At 60.0% G+C, this 21,673-nt stretch carries 18 protein-coding genes and 1 riboswitch; of the genes, 11 read left to right on the top strand and 7 right to left on the bottom strand.

Features of this window, described 5'->3' with window-relative positions; genetic code table 11:
* Nucleotide 1: 1 nt before the first annotated feature.
* From ORL50_RS05940 to ORL50_RS05925, 4 genes are read left to right on the top strand one after another with little or no spacing between them, the layout of a single operon-like run.
* Nucleotides 2–1,432: a PIG-L deacetylase family protein gene (locus ORL50_RS05940; protein WP_266011458.1), complete on the top strand. Its 1,431-nt coding sequence runs from the start codon at nucleotides 2–4 to the stop codon at nucleotides 1,430–1,432.
* Complete coding sequence (locus tag ORL50_RS05935; protein WP_266011042.1) at nucleotides 1,429–2,385, top strand: glycosyltransferase family protein; 957 nt, start codon at nucleotides 1,429–1,431, stop codon at nucleotides 2,383–2,385. The genes ORL50_RS05940 and ORL50_RS05935 overlap by 4 nt, the downstream gene beginning before the upstream one ends.
* A gap of 55 nt (nucleotides 2,386–2,440) precedes the next feature.
* A complete protein-coding gene (locus ORL50_RS05930) occupies nucleotides 2,441–3,202 on the top strand; it encodes a glycosyltransferase family 2 protein (RefSeq protein WP_266011040.1) in 762 nt (253 codons plus the stop codon).
* 48 nt (nucleotides 3,203–3,250) lie between these two features.
* Nucleotides 3,251–4,345 (top strand): glycosyltransferase, encoded by a 1,095-nt coding sequence (locus tag ORL50_RS05925; RefSeq protein ID WP_266011038.1) that lies wholly within the window; start codon nucleotides 3,251–3,253, stop codon nucleotides 4,343–4,345.
* Here ORL50_RS05925 and ORL50_RS05920 read toward each other — a convergent pair.
* Entirely contained in the window at nucleotides 4,340–4,906 is a 567-nt protein-coding gene (locus ORL50_RS05920; RefSeq protein WP_266011036.1) for a lipopolysaccharide kinase InaA family protein, read from the bottom strand. The two genes, ORL50_RS05925 and ORL50_RS05920, sit on opposite strands and share 6 nt — an antisense overlap.
* Nucleotides 4,907–5,056: 150 nt before the next feature.
* Here ORL50_RS05920 and ORL50_RS05915 point away from each other — a divergent pair, with 150 nt between their 5' ends.
* The 3 genes from ORL50_RS05915 to hldE all read left to right on the top strand — a co-directional run bounded on the left by ORL50_RS05915 (nucleotide 5,057) and on the right by hldE (nucleotide 9,583).
* Nucleotides 5,057–6,229 carry an O-antigen ligase family protein gene (locus ORL50_RS05915; protein WP_266011034.1) on the top strand — a complete coding sequence of 391 codons (1,173 nt, stop codon included), beginning with the start codon at nucleotides 5,057–5,059 and terminating at the stop codon, nucleotides 6,227–6,229.
* Between the two features lie 15 nt (nucleotides 6,230–6,244).
* Nucleotides 6,245–8,050, top strand: coding sequence for a lipid A export permease/ATP-binding protein MsbA (gene msbA / locus ORL50_RS05910; RefSeq protein ID WP_266011032.1), 1,806 nt, complete (start codon nucleotides 6,245–6,247; stop codon nucleotides 8,048–8,050).
* A 111-nt stretch (nucleotides 8,051–8,161) separates the two neighbouring features.
* Nucleotides 8,162–9,583: a bifunctional D-glycero-beta-D-manno-heptose-7-phosphate kinase/D-glycero-beta-D-manno-heptose 1-phosphate adenylyltransferase HldE gene (gene hldE / locus ORL50_RS05905; protein ID WP_266011030.1), complete on the top strand. Its 1,422-nt coding sequence runs from the start codon at nucleotides 8,162–8,164 to the stop codon at nucleotides 9,581–9,583.
* A 64-nt stretch (nucleotides 9,584–9,647) separates the two neighbouring features.
* On the opposite strand, the gene ORL50_RS05900 is transcribed toward hldE, so the two are convergent.
* From ORL50_RS05900 to ORL50_RS05885, 4 genes are all read right to left on the bottom strand, one after another.
* Nucleotides 9,648–10,616, bottom strand: coding sequence for a metal ABC transporter ATPase (locus ORL50_RS05900; protein WP_266011028.1), 969 nt, complete (start codon nucleotides 10,614–10,616; stop codon nucleotides 9,648–9,650).
* A 32-nt stretch (nucleotides 10,617–10,648) separates the two neighbouring features.
* Nucleotides 10,649–11,461 carry an aldo/keto reductase gene (locus ORL50_RS05895; protein WP_266011026.1) on the bottom strand — a complete coding sequence of 271 codons (813 nt, stop codon included), beginning with the start codon at nucleotides 11,459–11,461 and terminating at the stop codon, nucleotides 10,649–10,651.
* On the bottom strand, nucleotides 11,458–12,633 hold the full coding sequence (locus tag ORL50_RS05890; RefSeq protein ID WP_266011024.1) for an NAD(P)/FAD-dependent oxidoreductase: 1,176 nt from the start codon (nucleotides 12,631–12,633) through the stop codon (nucleotides 11,458–11,460). Before ORL50_RS05890 ends, ORL50_RS05895 begins: the two co-directional genes overlap by 4 nt.
* 109 nt (nucleotides 12,634–12,742) lie before the next feature.
* Nucleotides 12,743–13,075 carry a DMT family transporter gene (locus tag ORL50_RS05885; RefSeq protein ID WP_015093202.1) on the bottom strand — a complete coding sequence of 111 codons (333 nt, stop codon included), beginning with the start codon at nucleotides 13,073–13,075 and terminating at the stop codon, nucleotides 12,743–12,745.
* Nucleotides 13,076–13,177: 102 nt separating this feature from the next.
* Here ORL50_RS05885 and ORL50_RS05880 point away from each other — a divergent pair, with 102 nt between their 5' ends.
* Both ORL50_RS05880 and waaA read left to right on the top strand, forming a co-directional pair.
* Nucleotides 13,178–14,080 (top strand): LysR family transcriptional regulator, encoded by a 903-nt coding sequence (locus ORL50_RS05880; protein WP_266011018.1) that lies wholly within the window; start codon nucleotides 13,178–13,180, stop codon nucleotides 14,078–14,080.
* A gap of 11 nt (nucleotides 14,081–14,091) precedes the next feature.
* The gene (waaA, locus tag ORL50_RS05875; RefSeq protein ID WP_266011016.1) at nucleotides 14,092–15,369 is read left to right on the top strand and encodes a lipid IV(A) 3-deoxy-D-manno-octulosonic acid transferase; all 1,278 of its coding nucleotides are present in this window, start codon (nucleotides 14,092–14,094) and stop codon (nucleotides 15,367–15,369) included.
* A gap of 233 nt (nucleotides 15,370–15,602) precedes the next feature.
* On the opposite strand, the gene ORL50_RS05870 is transcribed toward waaA, so the two are convergent.
* Nucleotides 15,603–17,048, bottom strand: a complete 1,446-nt coding sequence (locus tag ORL50_RS05870; protein WP_266011014.1) for a TolC family outer membrane protein — start codon at nucleotides 17,046–17,048, stop codon at nucleotides 15,603–15,605.
* 202 nt (nucleotides 17,049–17,250) lie between these two features.
* Nucleotides 17,251–17,356, top strand: a riboswitch (TPP riboswitch).
* A 168-nt stretch (nucleotides 17,357–17,524) separates the two neighbouring features.
* Here ORL50_RS05870 and thiC point away from each other — a divergent pair.
* Both thiC and cytX read left to right on the top strand, forming a co-directional pair.
* The gene (thiC, locus tag ORL50_RS05865) at nucleotides 17,525–19,414 is read left to right on the top strand and encodes a phosphomethylpyrimidine synthase ThiC (protein ID WP_266011012.1); all 1,890 of its coding nucleotides are present in this window, start codon (nucleotides 17,525–17,527) and stop codon (nucleotides 19,412–19,414) included.
* Nucleotides 19,415–19,572: 158 nt separating this feature from the next.
* Nucleotides 19,573–20,865: a putative hydroxymethylpyrimidine transporter CytX gene (gene cytX, locus ORL50_RS05860; protein WP_266011010.1), complete on the top strand. Its 1,293-nt coding sequence runs from the start codon at nucleotides 19,573–19,575 to the stop codon at nucleotides 20,863–20,865.
* On the opposite strand, the gene ORL50_RS05855 is transcribed toward cytX, so the two are convergent.
* Nucleotides 20,834–21,580 carry an RsiV family protein gene (locus ORL50_RS05855; RefSeq protein ID WP_266011008.1) on the bottom strand — a complete coding sequence of 249 codons (747 nt, stop codon included), beginning with the start codon at nucleotides 21,578–21,580 and terminating at the stop codon, nucleotides 20,834–20,836. The two genes, cytX and ORL50_RS05855, sit on opposite strands and share 32 nt — an antisense overlap.
* Nucleotides 21,581–21,673 lie beyond the last annotated feature (93 nt).

The raw sequence follows: 21,673 nt of genomic DNA, 5'->3' as shown, positions 1-21,673 counted from the left end.
CATCAGCCGTAAACAGTTGCTGCTCAAGCGCCACCGCCGCAACAAGCGCGTGAGCCTGATCATCGCCTTGCTGGCATTGGTGGCCATTGGCTGGCTAGTCACCTGGTGGTTGCCGCTGGTCATTGCAGTGCTGGGCTGGGTAGCCCATGAAGCCTGGTTCGCCGACCATCTGTTTTACTCCCCAGGCGACGACTACCAATACAGCTTTCCACCCTATACCCAGCAGCCAAAGGTGCATCTGGACGGCGAGCGGTTGCGCCTGGACGAGGGCGTCATGCTGGTGGAGGACGCCACGCTGGTGTTGGCCCTGCGCATAAAAAGCACCTGGCTGGGACGCTTTTTTGATCCGGTGGTCGAGTTGTCGGGGGGGAGTAATCCCGACCGCCAGGCTTTCGAGCGGGGTGTGGATGGCCTGCGTTACCTCAATCTCACCGGGCAGGCTTCGGTGCTGTCCCAGGGGCAACTGCGATTGCGGGGACGTTTCTGCAGGTTACTCGGCGAACCGGTGCTCTGGGCCTTCGAATACCCCGACTACCGTAACAAGCGGGTGATGGTCATTGCCCCCCATGCCGACGACGCTGAGCTGGCCGCCTTCGGCTTGTACAGCAGCGCCGAGCAAAGCTGGATCGTAACCGTAACCGCTGGCGAAATTGAAGCCGAGCACTACCAAAAGTTGGGGCTTGATAACGTCGAAGCCGCACGTCTCAAAGGCTCGCTGCGTGCGTGGGACAGCATCAGCGTGCCGTTGTGGGGTGGTGTCACCCAGGAGCGTTGTATCCAGTTGGGCTATTTTTGCCTGCAATTACCGGCTATGCAGGATGCGCCTGCCGTTCCGGCAGCCTCCCGTGAAGCGCAGCTCGGCGATACTCGCTATTTCCGTCGCTTCAATTCATTTGCCTTGCGCAGCGATGCCGATGGCGCTCCGACCTGGAACAACCTGCTGGGGGACCTGCACGAGTTGATCGAGCGCATCCAGCCCCAGGTTATCGTACTGCCGCATCCGCACTTCGATCCGCATCCGGACCACCAGTGTTCGCAACAAGCCGTCATGCAGGCGCTGGACGCCGCGACTTGGCAGCCTGAAACCTTGTTGTATTACGCTAATCACCTGCACGACAACGATCGCTGGCCCATGGGTGAGGCGGGTACTGGCGTAGCGTTGCCGCCGCAATTGAGCGCCGATCAGCCCATGCGTCCCTGGGCACTCGGCCTGTCAGCCGCCCAACAGTGCCATAAAGCTATGGCCCTGGGCATGATGCACGATCTTCAGCCACGGATGCCCCTGAAGCGCTTGCTGCGGCGGGCCATACAAAAGTGCCTGGCAGCCCGACGCTGGCCGGCTCACGGGGAGAACGAGTTTTTCCGCAAAACCGTCCGGCGCCATGAGCTGTTCTGGGTGCAAGAGCTGCCTGCAAAGAGAGAGACCAATTGAAAGTTCTGTTCCTGGTGCAGAAAGAGCAACGAGCAATCCTTGATCGGCTCTACGACGGGATCGCCGAGCATTGCGACTGCGACAAGCGTGAGTTGACCAGCGAGGAGCAGGACGACCTTCGCGGGTATTTCCGCAAGCACGTCGATGTAACGCGCTACGACCGCATTGTGTTCTTCCTGCGCTTCAAGAAAGAAATCCGCCAGGTTCGATTCATCCAGACCGTGCCCAACCTGGTTTTTCTGGAGCATGATGCCTACCAGAATTACATCCCGTGCAAGTACACCGGCAAGTTCAGCGCCCATTACCGCAAGTTGCCCTGGGTGCGGGTGATCAGCTCGGGGTTTGTCGTAGCCGAGCGTCTGCGTGATGAAGGGTTCGACGCAGTATTCGTGCCCAAGGGCTACGACCAGACGCTGCTGCAGGACCAGGGTCGCGAACGTGACATTGAATTGGCATTCGTCGGCAGCACCAACAGTGTTGCCTACAGCGGTCGCAAAGCCCTGCTCGACGAGCTGGGGCGCGTTGAACCGCTGGTAGTGACCCGAACCAAATCTGGCGAGGAATACTGCGACACCCTCAACCGTATCCGTTTTTTCGTCAGCGCCGATGTCGGCATGGGCGAGTTCATGATCAAGAACTTCGAAGCCATGGCCTGCGGTTGCGTGTTGCTGGCGTATGACCAAGGCGAGGCCGAGAGTCGCGCGCTGGGCTTGCAGGACATGCATAACATTGTGTTCTACCAGACCATCGCACAGTTGCAGGAAAAGCTGGCGCTGCTGCGCGCGGACCCTGAGCTCGCCCGGCGTATTGCCAGCAACGGCCGGGAACTGGTAGTGGCGCAACTGAGCTTTGCGCGCATCGGCGAACGCATCGTCGAGGCGCTCAAGCCGCCATTGCGTCCGCGTGCGCCATTGAGTCTGCTGGAAAAAGTGCGCCTGAAACTGGGCGTTTGACAAGGGCAGGTCAGCCATTGATATTGCTGGCACTTTGACTTTAAACGAGAATCAAGTGCAGTTTTCAACAGAAAGTAACATCACTTTGGTGGTCACCAGCTGTGGCCGCCTGGACTTGCTCAAAACCACTCTCGAGAGTTTTGACCGGTTTAACACAGCGCCCATCCGCGAAGTCTTCATTACTGAAGATGCCGGTGACGATGCAGTGCATTCGGCCATCCCTGCTGGCTGGAAAGAGCACTGCACAGTGTTCGTCAATCGTCCTAAGCTCGGCCAATTGGCGTCCATTGACCTGGCCTATGAGCATGTCACCACGTCGTACATTTTCCACTGCGAAGACGACTGGGAATTCTATCGCCCAGGTTTCGTGGAGGACTCCCTGGCAATCCTTGAATTGCGTCCGGAAATCCTCCAGGTCTGGATGCGCAGCTATATTTACGATCTGAGTGTTCACAGCCCGTATATCCGCCTGGGTGCCCGGGAATTCATTGGTGGTGTGGCGTGCTACCCGCTGATCTCGGACAAGCCCGAGTGGCAGAGTTTTTCCCTGAACCCGGGGCTGCGCCGAATCAAGGAATATCGGCTGTGCGCGCCTTATGCCTCGCACGACGGGGAGAAGGCGCTGTCCAAGCGTTACGCGCAGCTGAATCTGACTGCAGTGACGCTTGAGGGCGATGCAGTTCGGCACACGGGTTTTGGCTTGCACGTCCAGACTTCTGTCGAGCGTGAACGCAAGGCGCGGCGCAGTCGGCGCGAACAGATCAAGTTCGCATTGTTTCTACTGGTGGGAGTATGCATTGGCTGGTTCATCAATTAAGTGCACCAGGAGAGAACCCGGCAAACGCCTGAAACGGCATGTGTCGCTATGAGCATTCTCAATGTGATGTGGTCCGGCGGTGCTCCGTTTGCGTCGATTCACAAAGTGCACCAGCAGATTCTGTCCCAGGTCGATAGCACATCACCGGTCAAGACCTGGTTGTTACAGGGCGGTGCATCCGATTGCGGCGTGAATGTGGCTGGCGCCAGGGAGTGGAACCTGTCCTCCGCTCAATTGAAAGGCCGACATTTCTGGCGGCTGACCAAGCCGTGGATGCAGGCCGGCTTTCAAAAGGCACTGGTGGAAAGCCAAGCGGACCTGCTGTTGCTCGACGGCTTGGGCGTCGCGCGCACTTTGTTGCCGCTGCTGAAGAAACTGCCGCATGTGCGTGCCATCGTCATATTTCATGGGTCCACTCGACTTCGTCCCGAAGACAGGGCGCTGTTCCAGCATTTCTCGCCTGCCCAACTGACGTTGGTCGCGGTGTCAGGCACGCTGGCGACCAAGCTCGGCCAGGACCTGCAGCTGCCGGTGCTAACGCTGCGCAGCGCATTCGACCCCGTCGCCTTTCGCGCCGAGGTGCTCTCGCGAGAGGATGCCCGTGCTCGACTGGGGTTGCCGCTGGACCAGACGCCGGTACTGGGTGCGGTCGGTCGACTTGAAGACAAGAAAGGATTCGCATGCCTGCTAGACGCCTTCGCGTTGGCCCTGAAGCAGCGCGCCGATCTGCGCCTGGTAATTATCGGCGAGGGCTCGAATCGGGCCGCACTACAGGCGCGCATTGACAGCCTGGGCCTGGGCTCTAATGTCTTGTTGCCGGGGCATTTGAACGACGCCGCGCAGCTGTACCGAGCTTTCGACTGGATCGCGATCCCGTCGTTGAGCGAAGGCCTCGGGCTGATTATGCAAGAGGCCGTGATGGCGGGCGTACCGGTGATGTCCAGCGAATTGCCGGTGTTTCGCGAACAACTGGATGACCGGGGCGTGTACGCCGCCGCAGCCGACGTCAACGCCTGGAGCGCGGCTATCCTGGCTGCATTCAACGATTCTGCAGCAACCATCGCAGCGGGCCAGTACCGCAAGCTGGCGCCAGACCAGGCCTGGCTGGACTTCAGTCAGGCCGTGCGCAAATTGTTGTCATGACGGCATGACGGCCTGTTCCAACGCTTGCATTGGAAAGCTGCCGTTCAGGTTCTCGCGTGCAATATAGCGCGCGAAGTGCTGCAAATTGCGCTTGATCAGATGCTTGGGCAGCGGACCACGCACAAAGCGCATGTCTGCGACATCGATCAAACCCATCCGGTTATCTGGCGTCACCACGATGTTGCCCAGGTGCAACGAGCGAAAATAAATCCCCGACTTGTGCAGGCTGCGTATCAATTCCGCCAGCGCGGGCAGGTTCTGCTGCCAGTCGAAGCCTTCTTTTGCCGCGATCTGGCGCAGGGTCTCTCCCGGCAATGGCTCATATAGAACCGCGGTCATGCCTGGGGCTTGCAGGCGGTAGAACTGCAGTACCTGAAGGGTAGGCACGCCGCGTTTTTGCAGTTCCAGGACATTGTCGATGAACCGTTTCGAGTACGGGCGAAACATTGCGGACGAAAATAGTCGCTTGCGCCTGAACAGTTTGAGGATATTCCCGTCCTGCAACAGGTAGACTTTCGGACCGTAGCTGTCAGCCTCCAATACTCGGGCGCCTTCAATCATCTGATTTAAAGCGTCTTGCGGAAGTCGGGAACATTGCATCGTAGAAAGCCTTGTCGGAATTGCGGGGCACCGTGGCGGGCAATGATGCCGAAAAGTTTCAGTTTTAACCATGCCGGGTGAGGCAGGGTGAACTATCCAAGGAGCAAATCGATGCAGGAAACACGCTGGGCGCAACTATGGATGTCCGCAGGGCTGATCTGGTTTTTACTGGCCATTGCCGTAGCGCCTACCAACAAGGCCTATCAACAGGGCCTGGTCGCTCTGCTCTGGCTCCCGGCCCTGGTGTTCGCCTGGCCTGCTCGAGCTCGACTCAAAGAACTGCTCTACGAACAGCGCTGGATCTACCTGCCCCTGCTGGGTTTGCTCGTATGGTCGTTGATCAGCCTGTCATGGACGAACGTCGAAGAGCCCGCACGTGAGGCCAAGCGCCTGTTGTACATAGTGGTGTTCCTGCTGTTTTTTCCAGTGTTGGCCAATGGTCGGCCCGAGCGCGTGATTCGCCTCATGCAGTGGGGTGGTTTCGGCCTGGCGTTGACTGCGCTGGTGGCTACGATCAAATTCTACGGTCTCAATAACAATGCCTGGTGGGCACGCCTTGAAGGCCTGGGTGAACTGTCCCACCCGATTCTCGGCGGCTACGTCATCGGAGTCGCGGCCGTGTGGCTGTTGCTTTGGGTTCCCCGCGAGCGCTGGATGCAAGTCATCTGGACGATAGCGCTGGGTTTGCTCGGTGCGTTTGTGGTGATGAGCCAAAGCCGTGGTGCGGCATTGGCCCTATTCTTCACCCTGGTTGCCATGCCGATCTGGTGCCGGGACCGGCGTAGCTGCGTCATCGCGATCACCTCGCTGGTCTCGGCGGCGCTGGCTTTCTGGTTTTTAGAATCCATGGTGCTGGCCCGCGGCGCGTCCTTTCGCCCGGAAATCCTGGTCGCGAGCCTCAATATGATCGCCGACCATCCATGGCGCGGCCTCGGATTGGGTGGCGACTACAAAGTATTCGCAGCGGGCATGTATTTTGACCATGCTCACAATCTGTTCAGCCACGTGGCCATCGAGCTGGGATTGCCTGGCCTGCTGCTGTGGTGTGCGGTCTGGTTCGGCGTGCTGCGTGAGGCCTGGAAAGCCAGGGGCTCGCTGTATGGCCAGGGCATCATCGGCATCTGGCTGTTTTCTACCCTGGCCATGCAATTCGATGCGGCCAGCCTGACCGGAACACCCAGGGCCGAGTGGTTCATCAGCTGGCTACCGATCGGATTGGCCAGTGTTTTGGTATGGGCGCGGGCCAACTCCGATGCCTGTGATAAAATTTCGCGTTCTTCCTAACAAGTGAGCTCTACGATGAGTGACGCACCGCCCAAAGCGGGACAGGACTCCAGCCTGAAAATCTATCTTCGGCTGTTGGGGTATGTAAAACCCTACGTTGGCCTTTTCCTGCTGAGTATCGTGGGCTTCGTGATCTTTGCTTCCACCCAGCCAATGCTGGCGGGGATTCTCAAATATTTCGTCGACGGCCTGAGCAACCCCGAAGCGGTGCTCTTTCCCAATGTTCCCTACCTGAAGGACCTGCAACTGCTGATGGCCGTGCCGCTGCTGATCATCCTGATCGCCGCATGGCAGGGTTTGGGCTCGTTCCTGGGTAACTACTACCTGGCGAAGGTGTCGCTGGGGCTGGTGCATGACCTGCGCGTCGAGCTGTTCAACAAGTTGCTGGTATTGCCCAACCGCTACTTCGATACCCACAACTCGGGACATCTGATTTCGCGCATCACCTTCAACGTGACCATGGTCACGGGTGCGGCCACTGACGCCATCAAGGTGGTGATCCGTGAAGGCCTGACCGTGGTGTTCCTGTTCGCCTATCTGTTGTGGATGAACTGGCAGTTGACGATCGTGATGCTGGCGATCCTGCCGGTGATTGCCTTCATGGTGGGCAACACCAGCAAGAAATTCCGTAAACAAAGCAAGAAGATCCAGGTGGCAATGGGCGACGTGACTCACGTCGCCTCCGAAACCATCCAGGGTTATCGCGTGGTCCGCAGCTTCGGTGGCGAGAGCTATGAAGAGCGTCGGTTTGCCGAAGCCAGCCAGGGCAACACCGACAAGCAGCTGCGCATGACCAAAACCGGCGCGGTCTACACGCCGATGTTGCAGTTGGTGATCTATACCGCCATGGCCGTGTTGATGTTCCTGGTGCTGTTCCTGCGGGGCGATGCTACGGCGGGCGACTTGGTGGCCTACATTACGGCGGCGGGCCTGCTGCCCAAGCCGATCCGTCAGTTGTCGGAAGTCAGCTCGACCATCCAGAAAGGCGTGGCCGGTGCCGAAAGCATCTTCGAACAGCTGGACGTCGAGCCAGAGGTCGATAGCGGCACTGTCGAACGTGATCGCGTCAGCGGTTACCTGGAAGTGCGCAACTTGAGCTTCACCTACCCGGATACCGATCGTGAAGTGTTGAAAAACATCAGCTTCACCGCCGCGCCGGGGCAGATGATTGCCCTGGTAGGTCGCTCCGGTAGTGGCAAGTCGACCCTGGCGAGTCTGATCCCTCGTTTCTACCATCACGAGACCGGCGAGATTCTGCTCGATGATGTCGAGATTGAAGACTACCGCCTGCGCAACCTGCGTCGACACGTGGCACAGGTCACCCAGCATGTGACCCTGTTCAACGACACCATCGCCAACAATATCGCCTACGGTGACCTGGCCGGCGCCCCGCGTGCCGATATCGAGAAGGCGGCCACCGATGCGTATGCGATGGACTTCATTTCGCAGATGCCAGAAGGCCTGGATACCCAGGTCGGCGAGAACGGGGTGCTGTTGTCCGGTGGTCAGCGTCAGCGCCTGGCAATCGCGCGGGCTCTGTTGAAGAACGCTCCGTTGCTGATCCTGGACGAGGCGACTTCGGCACTGGATACCGAATCCGAGCGCCATATCCAGGCGGCACTGGATCAGGTCATGAAGGGCCGTACCACGCTGGTGATCGCTCACCGCTTGTCGACCATCGAGAAGGCTGACCTCATTCTGGTCATGGACCATGGTGAAATCGTCGAGCGTGGCACCCATGCGCAGCTCCTTGCACAAAATGGCTACTACTCGCGCCTGCATGCCATGGGGCTCGACGCACCGACGGAAAATATCGCCTGATCCAGGCCGGGGGCGAATAACGATGACTCATTCGGTTGCAGCCGTGGCGCAAGCCCACGGCAACCCTGTGTTAATATCGCGCCCCTGTTCATTTTGTATGTGGGTTGCTCCATGAAGTTGTCCATGCCGCGATTCGATCAAGCCCCTGTCTTGGTGGTCGGCGATGTCATGCTCGACCGTTACTGGCATGGTGGTACCTCACGGATCTCCCCGGAGGCGCCGGTACCAGTCGTCAAGGTCGAGCAAATCGAGGACCGCCCAGGCGGTGCCGCCAACGTTGCGTTGAACATTGCCGCGCTTGGTGCGCCAGCCTCCCTGGTGGGTGTCACCGGCGACGATGAAGCTGCCGACAGCCTGGCCAACAGTCTCCAGGGCGCTGGCGTGCGGGCATTGTTCCAACGCATTGCGCACCAGCCGACCATCGTCAAGTTGCGGGTGATGAGTCGTCACCAGCAATTGCTGCGTATCGACTTCGAAGAGCCCTTCGCTACCGATGCACTGGCATTGGGCGAGCAAGTCGACGAGCTCCTTGAAGGTATCAAGGTGCTGGTGTTGTCCGACTACGGCAAAGGCGCGCTGAAGAACCATCAGGTGCTGATCCAGGCTGCCCGCGCCCGTGGTATTCCGGTGTTGGCCGATCCCAAGGGCAAGGATTTCTCCATCTATCGTGGTGCCAGCCTGATCACGCCCAACCTCAGTGAATTCGAAACCATCGTCGGCAAATGCCACGATGAGCACGAGCTGGTGACCAAGGGCGCGAGCCTGATGCAGGATCTCGACCTCGGCGCCTTGCTGGTGACTCGCGGCGAGCATGGCATGACCTTGTTGCGCCCGGATCATCCAGCGCTGCACCTGCCAGCGCGGGCGCGCGAGGTGTTCGACGTCACGGGCGCCGGTGATACGGTGATTTCCACCCTGGCAGCCGCGATTGCCGCTGGTGAAGAACTACCTCATGCAGTTGCCTTGGCCAACCTGGCTGCGGGTATCGTGGTCGGCAAGCTGGGTACTGCCGCCATCAGCGCACCGGAGCTGCGCCGCGCCATCCAGCGCGAAGAAGGCTCCGAGCGTGGTGTGCTGGGGCTGGAGCAACTGCTGCTGGCGGTTGACGATGCCCGTGCGCACAAAGAGAAGATTGTGTTCACCAACGGCTGCTTTGACATATTGCATGCCGGCCACGTGACTTACCTGGAGCAGGCTCGGGCCCAAGGCGATCGCCTGATCGTCGCGGTAAACGACGATGCATCGGTGAGTCGTCTGAAAGGCCCTGGACGGCCGATCAACAGTGTCGACCGGCGCATGGCCGTCCTGGCAGGCCTGGGTGCTGTGGACTGGGTTATCAGCTTCTCGGAAGGGACCCCGGAAAACCTGCTGCGCGAGGTCAAGCCCGACGTGCTGGTCAAAGGCGGTGATTACGGAATCGAGCAGGTGGTGGGTGCAGACATCGTGGCAGCCTACGGCGGCACGGTGAAGGTGCTGGGATTGGTGGAAAACAGCTCGACTACTGCGATTGTGGAAAAGATCCGCAAGTCGTAAGCCTGTCAAAAGATCGCAGCCTTCGGCAGCTCCTACGGGCTGTCGGTGCTGCGATTTTTTGATTTCAGGAACTGACTTTCTTGCGAGGCACGATCCTCTTCAGTAATTGCTTGGCCTTGCCCCGCAACCGCGCCAAACCCGAGTCCTTCCCCGGCGGGCTCAATCCTTGTTGCTTCACCCAATCCTTCCACTTGATCCGCTCGTCGCGCACCAGCCAACCTTCCTGCAGGGCAAAACTCTCTGCCAGGTACAACCCGCGAGTGCTCGCCGCGTACAGATGATCTTTCTTCAAGGTGTAGAGCTCAGCCATTGGCAGGCCGTCCTGCAAGGGCATCAGATAGAGGTCGGGGCGCTTGCGATCCAGGCGCGCCACCAGTTGGTCACCTTCCAGCCTTTCATCGACATGAAACAGGCTGAGTGACTTGGCTTCCTTTGGCACGTCGAGGCGCAAGTCGTAGATCAACTGCAACGAGGCAGTGGGCAGGTGCACATAAGCGCGCGGACGCTCGATCAACTGCATGTTGGCGCAGCGCACCGGTCGGGCGGCTCCCGACAATGGCGTCAAGCGAAACGGCAAGGCTTCCCGATAATGCAGGGCGGACGAGTAGGGCGCGGGCAGCCAGGTGTCATTGAAACGCCCGCCAAGCCAGCCTTCCGGCGTCTCCAGCAGGCATTCTTCAGCGATTTCCTGAATGGCCGTGTGCAATGGCAGGTTCAGCTCGTGGGCAGGCACGTAACCGGAAATCAGCTTGAGCACCACGTCGCCGCGATCTTGCCGACGCTGGCGCACCAATACCCAGTAGTCGCGGTTCTGCCAGTGCAGGGTCAGGCGTACCGAGACTCCGAGATTGGCCAGTTCCACGGCGAACCGTTCGGCATCAGCCACGGCAACTGGCCGGCGACGTTGCAGGGTTTGCGAAAAATTGAGTGGCATCCCGACGCTTTGGTAGCTCAGGCCTTCGGGAGTCGCTTCGACGAATAACGGCAGGGTCTTGAAGTTGCTGGGGTTCTTTCTTATGAGCGTACGCGGCATGTCGGCTCCTGCTTAAGGCCGCGTCGGCGGCGTCAGTTTCTACGAAGGACCTTGGCAACGGTCGCGACATTGTGGGCGAGGTGCAGCGGATTGATGGTCCCGACAATAGCACTGGCAACGCCGGGATGTTCAAACAACAACTCGAAGCTGGCGCGTACCGGATCGACGCCAGGGCTCAGGCAGACATGGCCGCTGGCCAGGGCTTTTTTGACCAGAATGGCTTTGCCGTGAGCAGCAGCATAGTCAATGACGGCTTTCTCATTCAATTCGTTCAGATTGTAGGTGACCATTGCGCAATCGCCTTGCTCCAGAGCCTTCAAACCACCTTCGACGGTCTTTCCGGAAAAGCCGAATCCACGGATCTTGCCCTCGCGCTTAAGCTCGGCCAGGGTCGCGTAGACCTCGCTGTCATTGAGAATTGCCAAGTCATTGCCGTCGGAGTGCACCAGCACCAGGTCGATGAAATCAGTTTCCAGACGTTTCAGGCTGCGCTCCACTGACAGCCGGGTGTGGGCGGCGCTGAAATCGTGGCTGGACTGGCCATTGGCGAACTCTTCGCCGACTTTGCTGACGATCACCCAGTCCTGGCGCTGGTCGCGCAGCAACGGACCCAGGCGCTCCTCGCTGTGGCCGTAGGCCGGTGCGGTGTCGATCAGATTGATGCCCATGTCGCGCGCGAGCTTGAGCAGCATCCGGGCTTCTTCATCGCCCGGGATCTGGAAGCCGTTCGGGTACTTGACGCCCTGGTCGCGGCCCAGTTTCACGGTCCCCAGGCCAAGAGGCGAAACCATCAGGCCAGTGCTGCCCAGTGGGCGGTGCAGTTCGTGCAGGGTCGGTTGGCTCATGGCAGCAGTTGCTCCCAGGCAGGAATGCCCATCGGTGGTTTTGGCAATTCGGGCAACTCGGCACTGTGGCTCGGCTGGATGCCATCGCGTTGGAGAGCGGCGATGACCCGGTCTGCGAAGTCTGGTGCCAGTGCCAGTTTAGTCGGCCAGCCAACCAGCAGGCGGCCCTGTTCGGCCAGGAAGGCATTGTCTGGACGCGTCAGGCCGGACTGCAAGGGCTCAGCACGATCCACGCGCAAAGTGGCCCATTGCGCGGTACTCAGGTCGATCCATGGCAAAAGCTGGCCGAGTTCTTTTTGCGCGGTAGCAATCTGCTCGGCGGGCTCGCGGGCTACGCCTTCGGACTCGGCAATGTCGCCACCCAGGTACCAGACCCACTGGCCATCGGCAGCCGGGTGGGTGGTGACGGTGATGCGCGGCTTGGTCCCGCCTCCCAGGCAGTGGGCATATAACGGCTTTAAGCCTGGGCCCTTGGCCATGATCATGTGCAGCGGTCGGCGTTGCATGGCCGGCTGAGTGAGCCCCAACGCTTCGAGCAGCGCTGCGGTACCTGCCCCGGCGCTAAGAACGATGCGCTGGGCGCGGATATCGCGGCCGTCGACCTTAAGGCCGACCAGCAAGCCGCCCTCGAGCAATGGTTGTATCTCGTGTCCAGCAAGCAGGCCCTCGCCTGCCAGTTCGGCGAGGCGCTGGATCAGGCTGGGGACATCGATTACCAGTTCGGCCAGGCGATAGACCTTGCCCTTGAAGCGCTTATCCTGCAGAGCCGGTGGCAATTGCTCGCCCTTGACCTGGTCGACTCGGCCGCGCACAGCTTTGCTGGCGAAGAAACTGGTGAGGTTGCCGGCCAGGGTGCCCGGGGACCAGAGGTAGTGGGCTTCGGACAGCAGGCGCACGCCGCTCAGGTCCAGTTCGCCGGTGCCGGCCAGCGCTTCGCGCCAGCGTCGCGGCATGTCGGCGATCGCCTCCGAGGCGCCGGTCAGGGCGCCATGCAGCGCATACTTGGCGCCGCCGTGAATGATGCCCTGGGACTTCAGACTCTGCCCGCCACCGAGAGTGGCGCTTTCCACCAGTACGGTCGAAAAACCCTGGCGGCGCAGGCGCGCGTTCAGCCAGAGGCCGGCGACACCAGCGCCGACAATCAAAACGTCGGTGGAAATAACGGATGGCATGCAGCGACCTCAGTGTCTAAGCAAAGCTGCAAGTTTCAAGCTTCAGGCCTCAAGCTGCAAGCAAGAGTCCAAGTTTATCCCTCTTGCAGCTTGCAGCTTGCAGCTGCGCCTAGTGACCTGCAGTCTTGGAAAACAGCTGGATAACCACCACCCCCAACACAATCAGCGCCATGCCCAGCATCGCCGGCACATCCAGCTTCTGCCCATAGATAAACAGCGCGGCGACGCTGACCATCACGATGCCCATGCCGGCCCACACTGCATAGGCCACTCCAACCGGCACGCTGCGCACTACCAGGGTCAACATCCAGAAGGCGATGCCGTAACCAACGATCACCAGCACCAACGGCAGAGGCGTGCTGAAGCCTTTGACGGCTTTCATTGAAACAGTTGCGATCACTTCGGCGCAGATGGCAATGGCCAGGTAGTAGTAAGCGGTCATAGGTGCATCCTCAAGTGATGTGTTGCTTTATCAAGCGTGCATTTTAGAGACTCTCCAGATGCGGTAAAGTCATTACCTATCTGTTGTGGAGATGGGTTACCAATGAGCATGCAATGGAATCTGGAACAGCTGCGCTTGTTTGTGAGCGTAGCGGAACAACGCTCGTTCTCGGCGGTTGCGCGTGTTCAGCGCAAGGCACAGTCGGCAGTCAGCAGTTCGATCGCGCTGCTGGAAGAAGACCTTGGGGTCAGCCTGTTCGACCGCAGTAGCGGGCGTCAGCCGAAGCTGACGGAAGCTGGCGACGCCTTGCTGGAAGAGGCGAGGGAAGTGCTGCGCCAGTGTGAGCGTCTCAATGGCCGCGCACTGGCAATGATGCGCGGCCAGGAAGCGCGGCTGCGAGTGGCCCAGGATGAGGCCATGCCTTATCAGGCGGTAGTGGATAGCTTCGAGGCACTGGCGCAGCAATTTCCCAGTCTTGAGGTGCAGCTGACCAGTGCTGCCCAAGGTGATGTGGCGCGCAAATTGGTGGAACGCCGGGCCGACCTGGGGCTGTTGTTTTATCACGACCAGATTCCCGAGTCCCTTGAACGTCGGGTCCTGGGTAGCGTCGAAATGGTCACCGTGTGCGGCAGCGGGCATCCGCTGGCAGGCAAAACCGAAGTCGACTGCCAGCAGTTGGCGCAACATCGCCAGTTACTGATGTCCACTCAATCCAGTGTCTACCCCGGCAGTGAAGCCGCCAGCCCGCAGGTGTGGCGGGCTGACAGTTTCTACGTGATGGCCGAATGGTTGGTGCGGGGCCTTGGTTGGGCCTGGCTGCCGCGGCATGTGGTGCAGTACCCCGCTTATCACGGTCAGATGGTCGAGCTGGTGAGCGAATGGACCCCACCCGAACTGGTCGTGGAGTTGGTCTGGCGCCGGGACGAGCCACTGGGCCCGGCTGCGCGCTGGCTGGCGGAACGTTTTGCCGTGCACTTGCGGGCGATCGGCGACAAAAGCCGATAAACTCCGCCGCCATGAATAGAACTCTCTACACCGCGCTGTTTTACCTGGGGCTGCCATTGGTAGCGATTCGGCTGTGGCTGCGGGCGCGCAAGGCGCCGGCTTACGCCAAACGTGTCGGCGAGCGATTTTCCTATGGCCTGCCGCTGATGCAGCCCGGCGGCATTTGGGTGCACGCGGTGTCGGTTGGCGAGAGCATCGCTGCTGCGCCGATGATCCGTGCCCTGTTGCAACGTTATCCACAGTTGCCGATCACCGTGACCTGCATGACGCCGACCGGCTCCGAGCGCATCCGGGCACTGTTCGCTGATGAACCGCGAATTCAACATTGTTATCTCCCCTATGACCTGCCCTGTGCGGCGAAGCGATTCCTGGATCGAGTCCGACCTAAGCTGGCAGTGATCATGGAAACCGAGCTCTGGCCCAACCATATCCACCAGTGCGCCCAACGGGGCATTCCCGTGGCGCTGGCCAATGCTCGACTGTCCGAACGCTCGGCCAGGGGCTACGGTCGTTTCCGCAAACTGACCCAGCCGATGCTCGCCCAGATGAGCCTGTTTGCGGTGCAGACCGAGGCCGAGGCCCAGCGTTTTCGCGACTTGGGTGCGCGCCCGGAAACTGTCGAAGTCACCGGCTCGATCAAGTTCGACCTGACGATCGACCCGCAGCTACTCCAGCGTGCCACCGAGTTGCGCGCGCAATGGCACGCTCAGGAGCGTCCGGTGTGGATAGCCGCCAGTACCCACGAAGGTGAAGACGAAGTGGTGCTGGCTGCCCATCGCCAGCTGCTGGCCAATCATCCCGATGCGCTGCTGATCCTGGTACCCCGCCATCCGGAGCGGTTCAATTCGGTGTTCGAGCTGTGCACCCGGCAGGACTTCGCCACGGTTCGACGCTCGACCGGCGAAACGGTCAGCGCCAGTACTTCAGTACTGCTGGGCGACACAATGGGCGAATTGCTGTTCCTTTACGCCCTGGCGGATACCGCATTCGTCGGTGGCAGCCTTGTACCGAACGGCGGGCACAACCTGCTGGAGCCGGCAGCACTGGCCAAGCCGGTCCTGAGCGGCCCGCACCTGTTCAACTTCCTAGAGATAGCCGCGCAACTGCGCAATGCCGGCGCGCTGCAGGAGGTGGAAGATGCCGAAGGGTTGGCGGTAGCGGTGCAACGCTTATTCGAATTGCCCCGGGATGCACAGAAGATGTCCCAGGCCGGATTGAGCGTGATGCGCGCCAATCAGGGCGCGCTGCAGCGCTTGCTGGATGGGTTGGGGCGGTTAATGGATCGCTAGCTATTCGAGCGAACCGAGCTGAGTCTGAATCTGTACCTGAATCTGAATCTGAATCTGAATCTGTGGGAGCAAGGCTTGCCCGCGATGGCGTCCTGAAGATCGCCATCGCCGGCAAGCCGGACTCCTACGGGTTTGCGTCGCCGTGAAAAATGAGATCACAGGGAAATATTAAAGCCCGCATCCTTGCGCACGGAAACCCGCACTCCCTGCAGCTTCCCGTGCCTCACATCACATCATTGCGTTGAGTCAGGTCGGGCTTTCAGCTGCTCAGCCGCAGCCTTCGCCAGATCCGGCGGCAGGAAGTCCTTGTCCGGGTTGTAGTCAGGCTTGAGGTAGCGCTTGAGGTCTTCCAGGTCGCCCGGGTTCAACGTGCCGGCCGCCTGTTTCAGGCGCAGGTTGTCGAGAATGTAGTCATACCGGGTGTTGTTGTAGTTGCGCACCGAGGTGTACAGCTGGCGCTGGGCATCGAGTACGTCGACGATGTTGCGCGTGCCTACCTGATAGCCGATTTCCGTGGCTTCCACCGCGCTCTGGTTAGAGATGATCGACTGCTTGCGAGCTTGCACCTGCTCGACATCGGTATTCACCGCGCGGTGCAGATTACGGGTGTTTTCCACGACTTGACGGCGCAGGCCTTCGCGCTGTTGTTCGGTCTGGTCCAGGCGCGAATAAGACTCCCGGACCTGGGAGCTGGTGAGCCCGCCGCTGTAGATCGGGATGTTCAGTTGCAGGGCCAGGGTCTGTTGCTCGACAGGGCCACGGTAGGCCTGCGGAAACAGATTAGGGTTGCTGAAACCAAAGTTGTCGTTATCGCCTTTTTCATATTTCGCCACCGCATCCAGCGTAGGGGCATGGCCGGCCTTGCGCTGTTTGAGGGTTTCTTCAGCCGCGCTGACCGCGTAATTGCTGGCCAGCAGATTGAGATTCTGCCGAGCAGCGGTATCAACCCACGACTTGGCATCATTCGGCGCCGGCGGCAGGATTGGCAGCGTATGGACGATGCCCTGGATCGAGTTGTACTGGCGGTTGGTCAGGGTGATCAGCGCTTCAAACGCGTCATCCACCTGGCGCTGCGCAACGATGCGGTTAGCCCGTGCGGTGTCGTAGCTCGCTTGCGATTGCAGCACGTCGGTCTTGTCCGACAGGCCGACATCGAAGCGTTCGTTGGACTGGTCCAGCTGGCGTTTGAATGCCGCTTCCTCGGCCTTGGTCGAGGCCAGGGTGTCCTGGCTGCGCAGCACATTGAAATAGCTTTCGGCAGTCTGCAGGATCAGGTTCTGTTCAGTCGCCGACAGTTGCAGCGCGGCCTGTTCATTGACGTCCTTGGCCGCCTGGTACTGGAACCAGCGATCGGCACGGAACAGTGGCTGGGCCAGTGTTGCCTGATAGGAGTTGGCGCTGCGGGTAGTAACGGCCGACGGCTGATTGATGTCGGTACGTACATTGGCAACCTGGGCGCCGCCGGACAGATTCGGCAACAGCCCGGCCCGGGCCTGGGGTACGACTTCTTTCTGTGCACCGTACTGGGCGCGAGCAGCGGCCAGGTCGGCGTTGTTGTCCACGGCTTCCTGATAGACGCTCACCAGGTCAGTCCTGGTCGATAAGGGCGCTTCCGCTGCCCAGGCCATTCCATTCGAAGCACAAGACACGGCAAGGGCCAGTGAAAGTTTGCGCAGCATGCGGCCATCCCTAAAAATTACGCTGATAATTTGCGCCAAGGTACGGCGCGATGTTGTAGATCGTCAACGCACAACGTCGAGACGCGATGCGGCGTAGCGAGTGTAGTTGCGCGCACGTTCGGCAACAATCCTGTAATTACGCCATTCATCAAGGTGTTTACTGCGGGGTTGGCGTTCTTTGCCGGATATGTCTAGACTGGCCGGGTTCTTGTCGGGGTGCCTTGCTATGAGGCTGAGATCGAATAATTTCGGATCCCGTTGAACCTGATCAGGTTAACGCCTGCGTAGGGAACAAGATTTCTCGTCACCCGGCGAGTCCTCTTGTGCTTCGTCCGGGATGTTGTTCGACAATCGAACAGCCCTCGAGCACTGAGCACAGCACCAACAGCTTTGTCATGGCTGATTGGTCGCGTCCATTCGTTACAGGTTCGCTCCGACAAAAATCCACTGCCTGGATGCTGTCTGGAGAGCCCGTGATGAAGATAAAACTAAAAGACACCACGAACCTGAGTGATTCGGCCCAAGTCGATCAACAGTCCGTTCAACCGTTTACCCGCTCGCAAAAAATCTATGTCCAGGGCTCTCGTCCGGACATTCTCGTGCCGATGCGAGAAATCAGCCTGGACGTGACCCCGACCGAATTCGGCGGCGAGATCAACGCTCCGGTGGTGGTGTACGACACCTCGGGCCCCTACACCGATCCCAATGTCATCATCGACGTGCGTAAAGGCTTGGCCGACGTGCGTTCGCCGTGGATCGAAGCCCGTGGCGACACCGAGCGCCTGCCGGGTTTGAGCTCGAACTTCGGCAAGGAACGCCTTGCCGATCCGCAACTGACCAAGCTGCGTTTCGCTCACGTGAACAACCCGCGCCGCGCCAAGGCTGGCGGCAACGTCTCCCAGATGCACTACGCGCGCAAGGGCATCATTACGCCCGAGATGGAATACGTCGCCATCCGCGAAAACATGAAACTCGAAGTGGCTCGCGCTGCCGGCCTGCTGGACCAGCAGCACGCCGGCTACAGTTTTGGCGCCAGCGTGCCGAAAATCATCACTCCCGAATTCGTCCGTGACGAGATCGCCCGCGGTCGCGCAATCATTCCGGCCAACATCAACCACACTGAACTGGAACCGATGATCATCGGCCGTAACTTCCTGGTGAAGATCAACGGCAACATCGGCAACAGCGCCTTGGGTTCGTCCATTGAAGAAGAAGTGGCGAAACTGACCTGGGGCATTCGCTGGGGCGCGGACAACATCATGGACTTGTCCACCGGCAAGCATATTCACGAAACCCGTGAGTGGATCATCCGCAACTCGCCGGTGCCAATCGGTACGGTGCCGATCTACCAGGCGCTGGAAAAAGTCGACGGAGTCGCCGAAGACCTGACCTGGGAGCTGTTCCGCGACACGCTGATCGAACAGGCCGAACAGGGCGTCGACTACTTCACCATCCACGCCGGTGTGTTGCTGCGCTACGTGCCGTTGACCGCCAATCGTGTGACCGGCATCGTTTCCCGTGGCGGTTCGATCATGGCCAAGTGGTGCCTGGCGCACCACAAGGAAAACTTCGCCTACACGCATTTCGAAGAGATCTGCGAAATCATGAAGGCCTACGACGTTAGCTTCTCGCTGGGCGATGGCCTGCGTCCGGGCTCGATTGCCGACGCCAACGACGCGGCGCAATTTGGCGAGCTGGAAACGCTCGGCGAGCTGACCAAAATCTCCTGGAAGCACGACGTGCAGTGCATGATCGAAGGCCCGGGTCACGTGCCGATGCAGTTGATCAAGGAAAACATGGACAAGCAGCTGGAGTGCTGCGACGAGGCGCCGTTCTACACCCTCGGCCCGCTGACCACCGATATCGCGCCGGGCTACGACCACATCACCTCCGGTATCGGGGCGGCGATGATCGGCTGGTTTGGCTGCGCGATGCTTTGCTACGTAACGCCCAAGGAACACTTGGGCCTACCAAACAAAGATGACGTGAAGACCGGGATCATCACTTACAAGATCGCCGCGCATGCCGCCGATCTGGCGAAGGGGCATCCGGGTGCGCAGATTCGCGACAATGCCTTGAGCAAGGCGCGGTTCGAGTTTCGTTGGGAAGACCAGTTCAACCTGGGCCTTGATCCGGATACCGCTCGTGCATATCACGATGAAACCCTACCGAAGGATTCGGCCAAGGTCGCGCATTTCTGCTCCATGTGCGGACCGAAATTCTGCTCGATGAAAGTCACCCACGATGTGCGCGAATACGCCGCGAAGCAGCGCAACGAACCGGTCGATATCGACATAGCCAAGGGCTTGGCGGAACAGGCCGAGCGGTTCAAGCAGGAAGGTAGTCAACTGTACAAAAAGGTTTGATCTGACCTGTGATTGACGGTGGCTGTGCTGCCGTCTTCGCGAGCAAGCCCGCTCCCACATTGGAATGCGTTCACCTGTGGGAGCGGGCTTGCTCGCGAAGGCGCCAGTGCGGACAGCCAAGATCTCAATGACACACTTATCCCTCTGAGATAACACCCTTGAGCATTCAACCCAGCACTTATTCTCCCGACATCGCGGTGCCCGCTGAAAAGCGAGTGTTCGGTGGTCGCGATCTGTTTTCCCTGTGGTTCTCCCTCGGCATCGGCCTGATGGTCTTGCAGACCGGCGCTTTGCTCGCGCCTGGCCTAGGCTTGTCCGGTTCACTGCTGGCGATCTTCCTCGGCACCCTGGTCGGCGTGCTGCTGCTGGCGGCCGTCGGCGTGATCGGCAGTGACACCGGCCTGTCGTCGATGGCTGCCCTCAAACTCAGCCTCGGCATCCGCGGCGCAAGCCTGCCGGCGGTGCTGAACCTGCTGCAACTGATCGGCTGGGGTTCGTTCGAAATCATCGTCATGCGTGACGCTGCCAGTCTGTTGGGGGCACGGGCCTTCAACGAAGGCAGCCTGCTGTCGAGTCCACTGCTATGGACCTTGTTCTTTGGTGGCCTGGCCACTCTGTTGGCAGTCAGCGGACCACTGACATTCGTACGGCAGATCCTGCGCAAGTGGGGCATCTGGCTGCTGCTCGCCGCGTGTATCTGGCTGACCTGGAATCTGTTCGCCAAAGCCGACCTGGCGGCGTTGTGGGCGCAGGCTGGTGACGGTTCGATGCCGTTCGCCGTGGGCTTTGACATCGCTATTGCGATGCCATTGTCCTGGCTGCCGCTGATCGCCGACTACTCGCGATTCGGCAAGCGCGCAAAAAATGTGTTCGGTGGGACCGCCCTGGGCTTTTTTATCGGTAACTTCTGGCTGATGAGCCTTGGCGTGGCTTACACCCTGGCATTCGCCCCGAGTGGTGAAGTCAATGCCCTGCTGTTGGCCCTGGCCGGTGCTGGCCTGGGGATTCCGCTGCTGCTGATCCTGCTGGACGAATCAGAAAACGCCTTTGCCGACATTCATTCGGCGGCAGTCTCCAGCGGGGTGCTGGTGCGCCTGAAAGTCGAACACCTGGCGTTGGCTATCGGTGTGGTTTGCACGCTGATCGCCTTGCTGGCGCCTTTGGCCCAGTACCAGAATTTCCTGCTGCTGATCGGCTCGGTGTTTGCGCCGCTGTTCGGCGTGGTGCTGGTGGATCACTTCATCCTGCGCAAGCGCAGCGCCCATGTTGCGTCAGCCGCATTGCGCTGGCCGGCGTTGCTCGCCTGGTTGGGCGGGGTGAGCACTTATCACTTGCTGGCGAATCTGTACCCGGACATCGGCGCAACCCTGCCGTCGTTGATTCTGGCAGGGTTGCTGCAGCTGGTGCTGGGTCGGGCTTTCAGTTACGGCCGGGAAACAGCTCGGGTCTGAGAATGCCGTTCAGGCGCGGGTAGGGGATCTTCAGTTCGACATGGCCCAGCGCGTACGGCGCGATGGTGCTGGTTTCGTACTTGAGGATCACCCCGCCGTAGGTCAGTGCCACGTTCTGGGTCTTCTGGAACGGCCAGCTCTTCACGAACTCAGCTTCCTGATCGAGCTTGGTGCTGATCAACCAGCTGTTGTGAGCCACTTGGGCGGTTTTCCAGAAGGCGTCTTCCTGGCCTGGCAGCAGCATGTCCGACAACGTCAGCACCTTGTGTTGCTGGCGCGAATAGTTGATGAAGCTGCGCCCCGGCGTGCCATGCGCGCCGCCAGTGTCCAGGTAGCTGGAAAATTCGATGATCACCAAGCCGTCATGCTGCTCCCGTACCTTGGCCTGCAAGTAACTGCTGTAGCGCGGGCCGGCGGTGCGCAAAAACTCATCGCGATAGGCTGCAAGCGTCGGCGCCACCGGGGCGTCAGGCGAGGTGCGGGTCATTTGCAGCAAGCGCTTTTCAATGATGCCGTCGAGCGCCGGCTCGGCAGGGAAGCGCAGGGTGTCGATATTGACCAGCGGGCAATCGGCCGTCGTGCAGCCTGGCTTCAGTTGCTCGGAGGCGTCACGGGTGGTTTCCAGCGGAGTCCGGTAATTGGGCTGGAACAGACTCTGGCAAGCGGCCAGGGTCAACGCGATTGCGGCCACGGAGGCGATTTTGAAAAGCGACATGGGCGTCCTTCATGAAACAGGGAAAGGCGAAAGTTACCCGCTTCGACTGCCAGCGCGGTAATCAGTTCGCCACTAAGCTAATTAGAGTTGGTT

It is taken from the genome of Pseudomonas sp. RIT-562, from assembly GCF_026241895.1.
Classification (GTDB): Bacteria; Pseudomonadota; Gammaproteobacteria; order Pseudomonadales; family Pseudomonadaceae; genus Aquipseudomonas; species Aquipseudomonas mandelii_F.
This window is presented reverse-complemented; position numbering and strand designations above follow the sequence as displayed.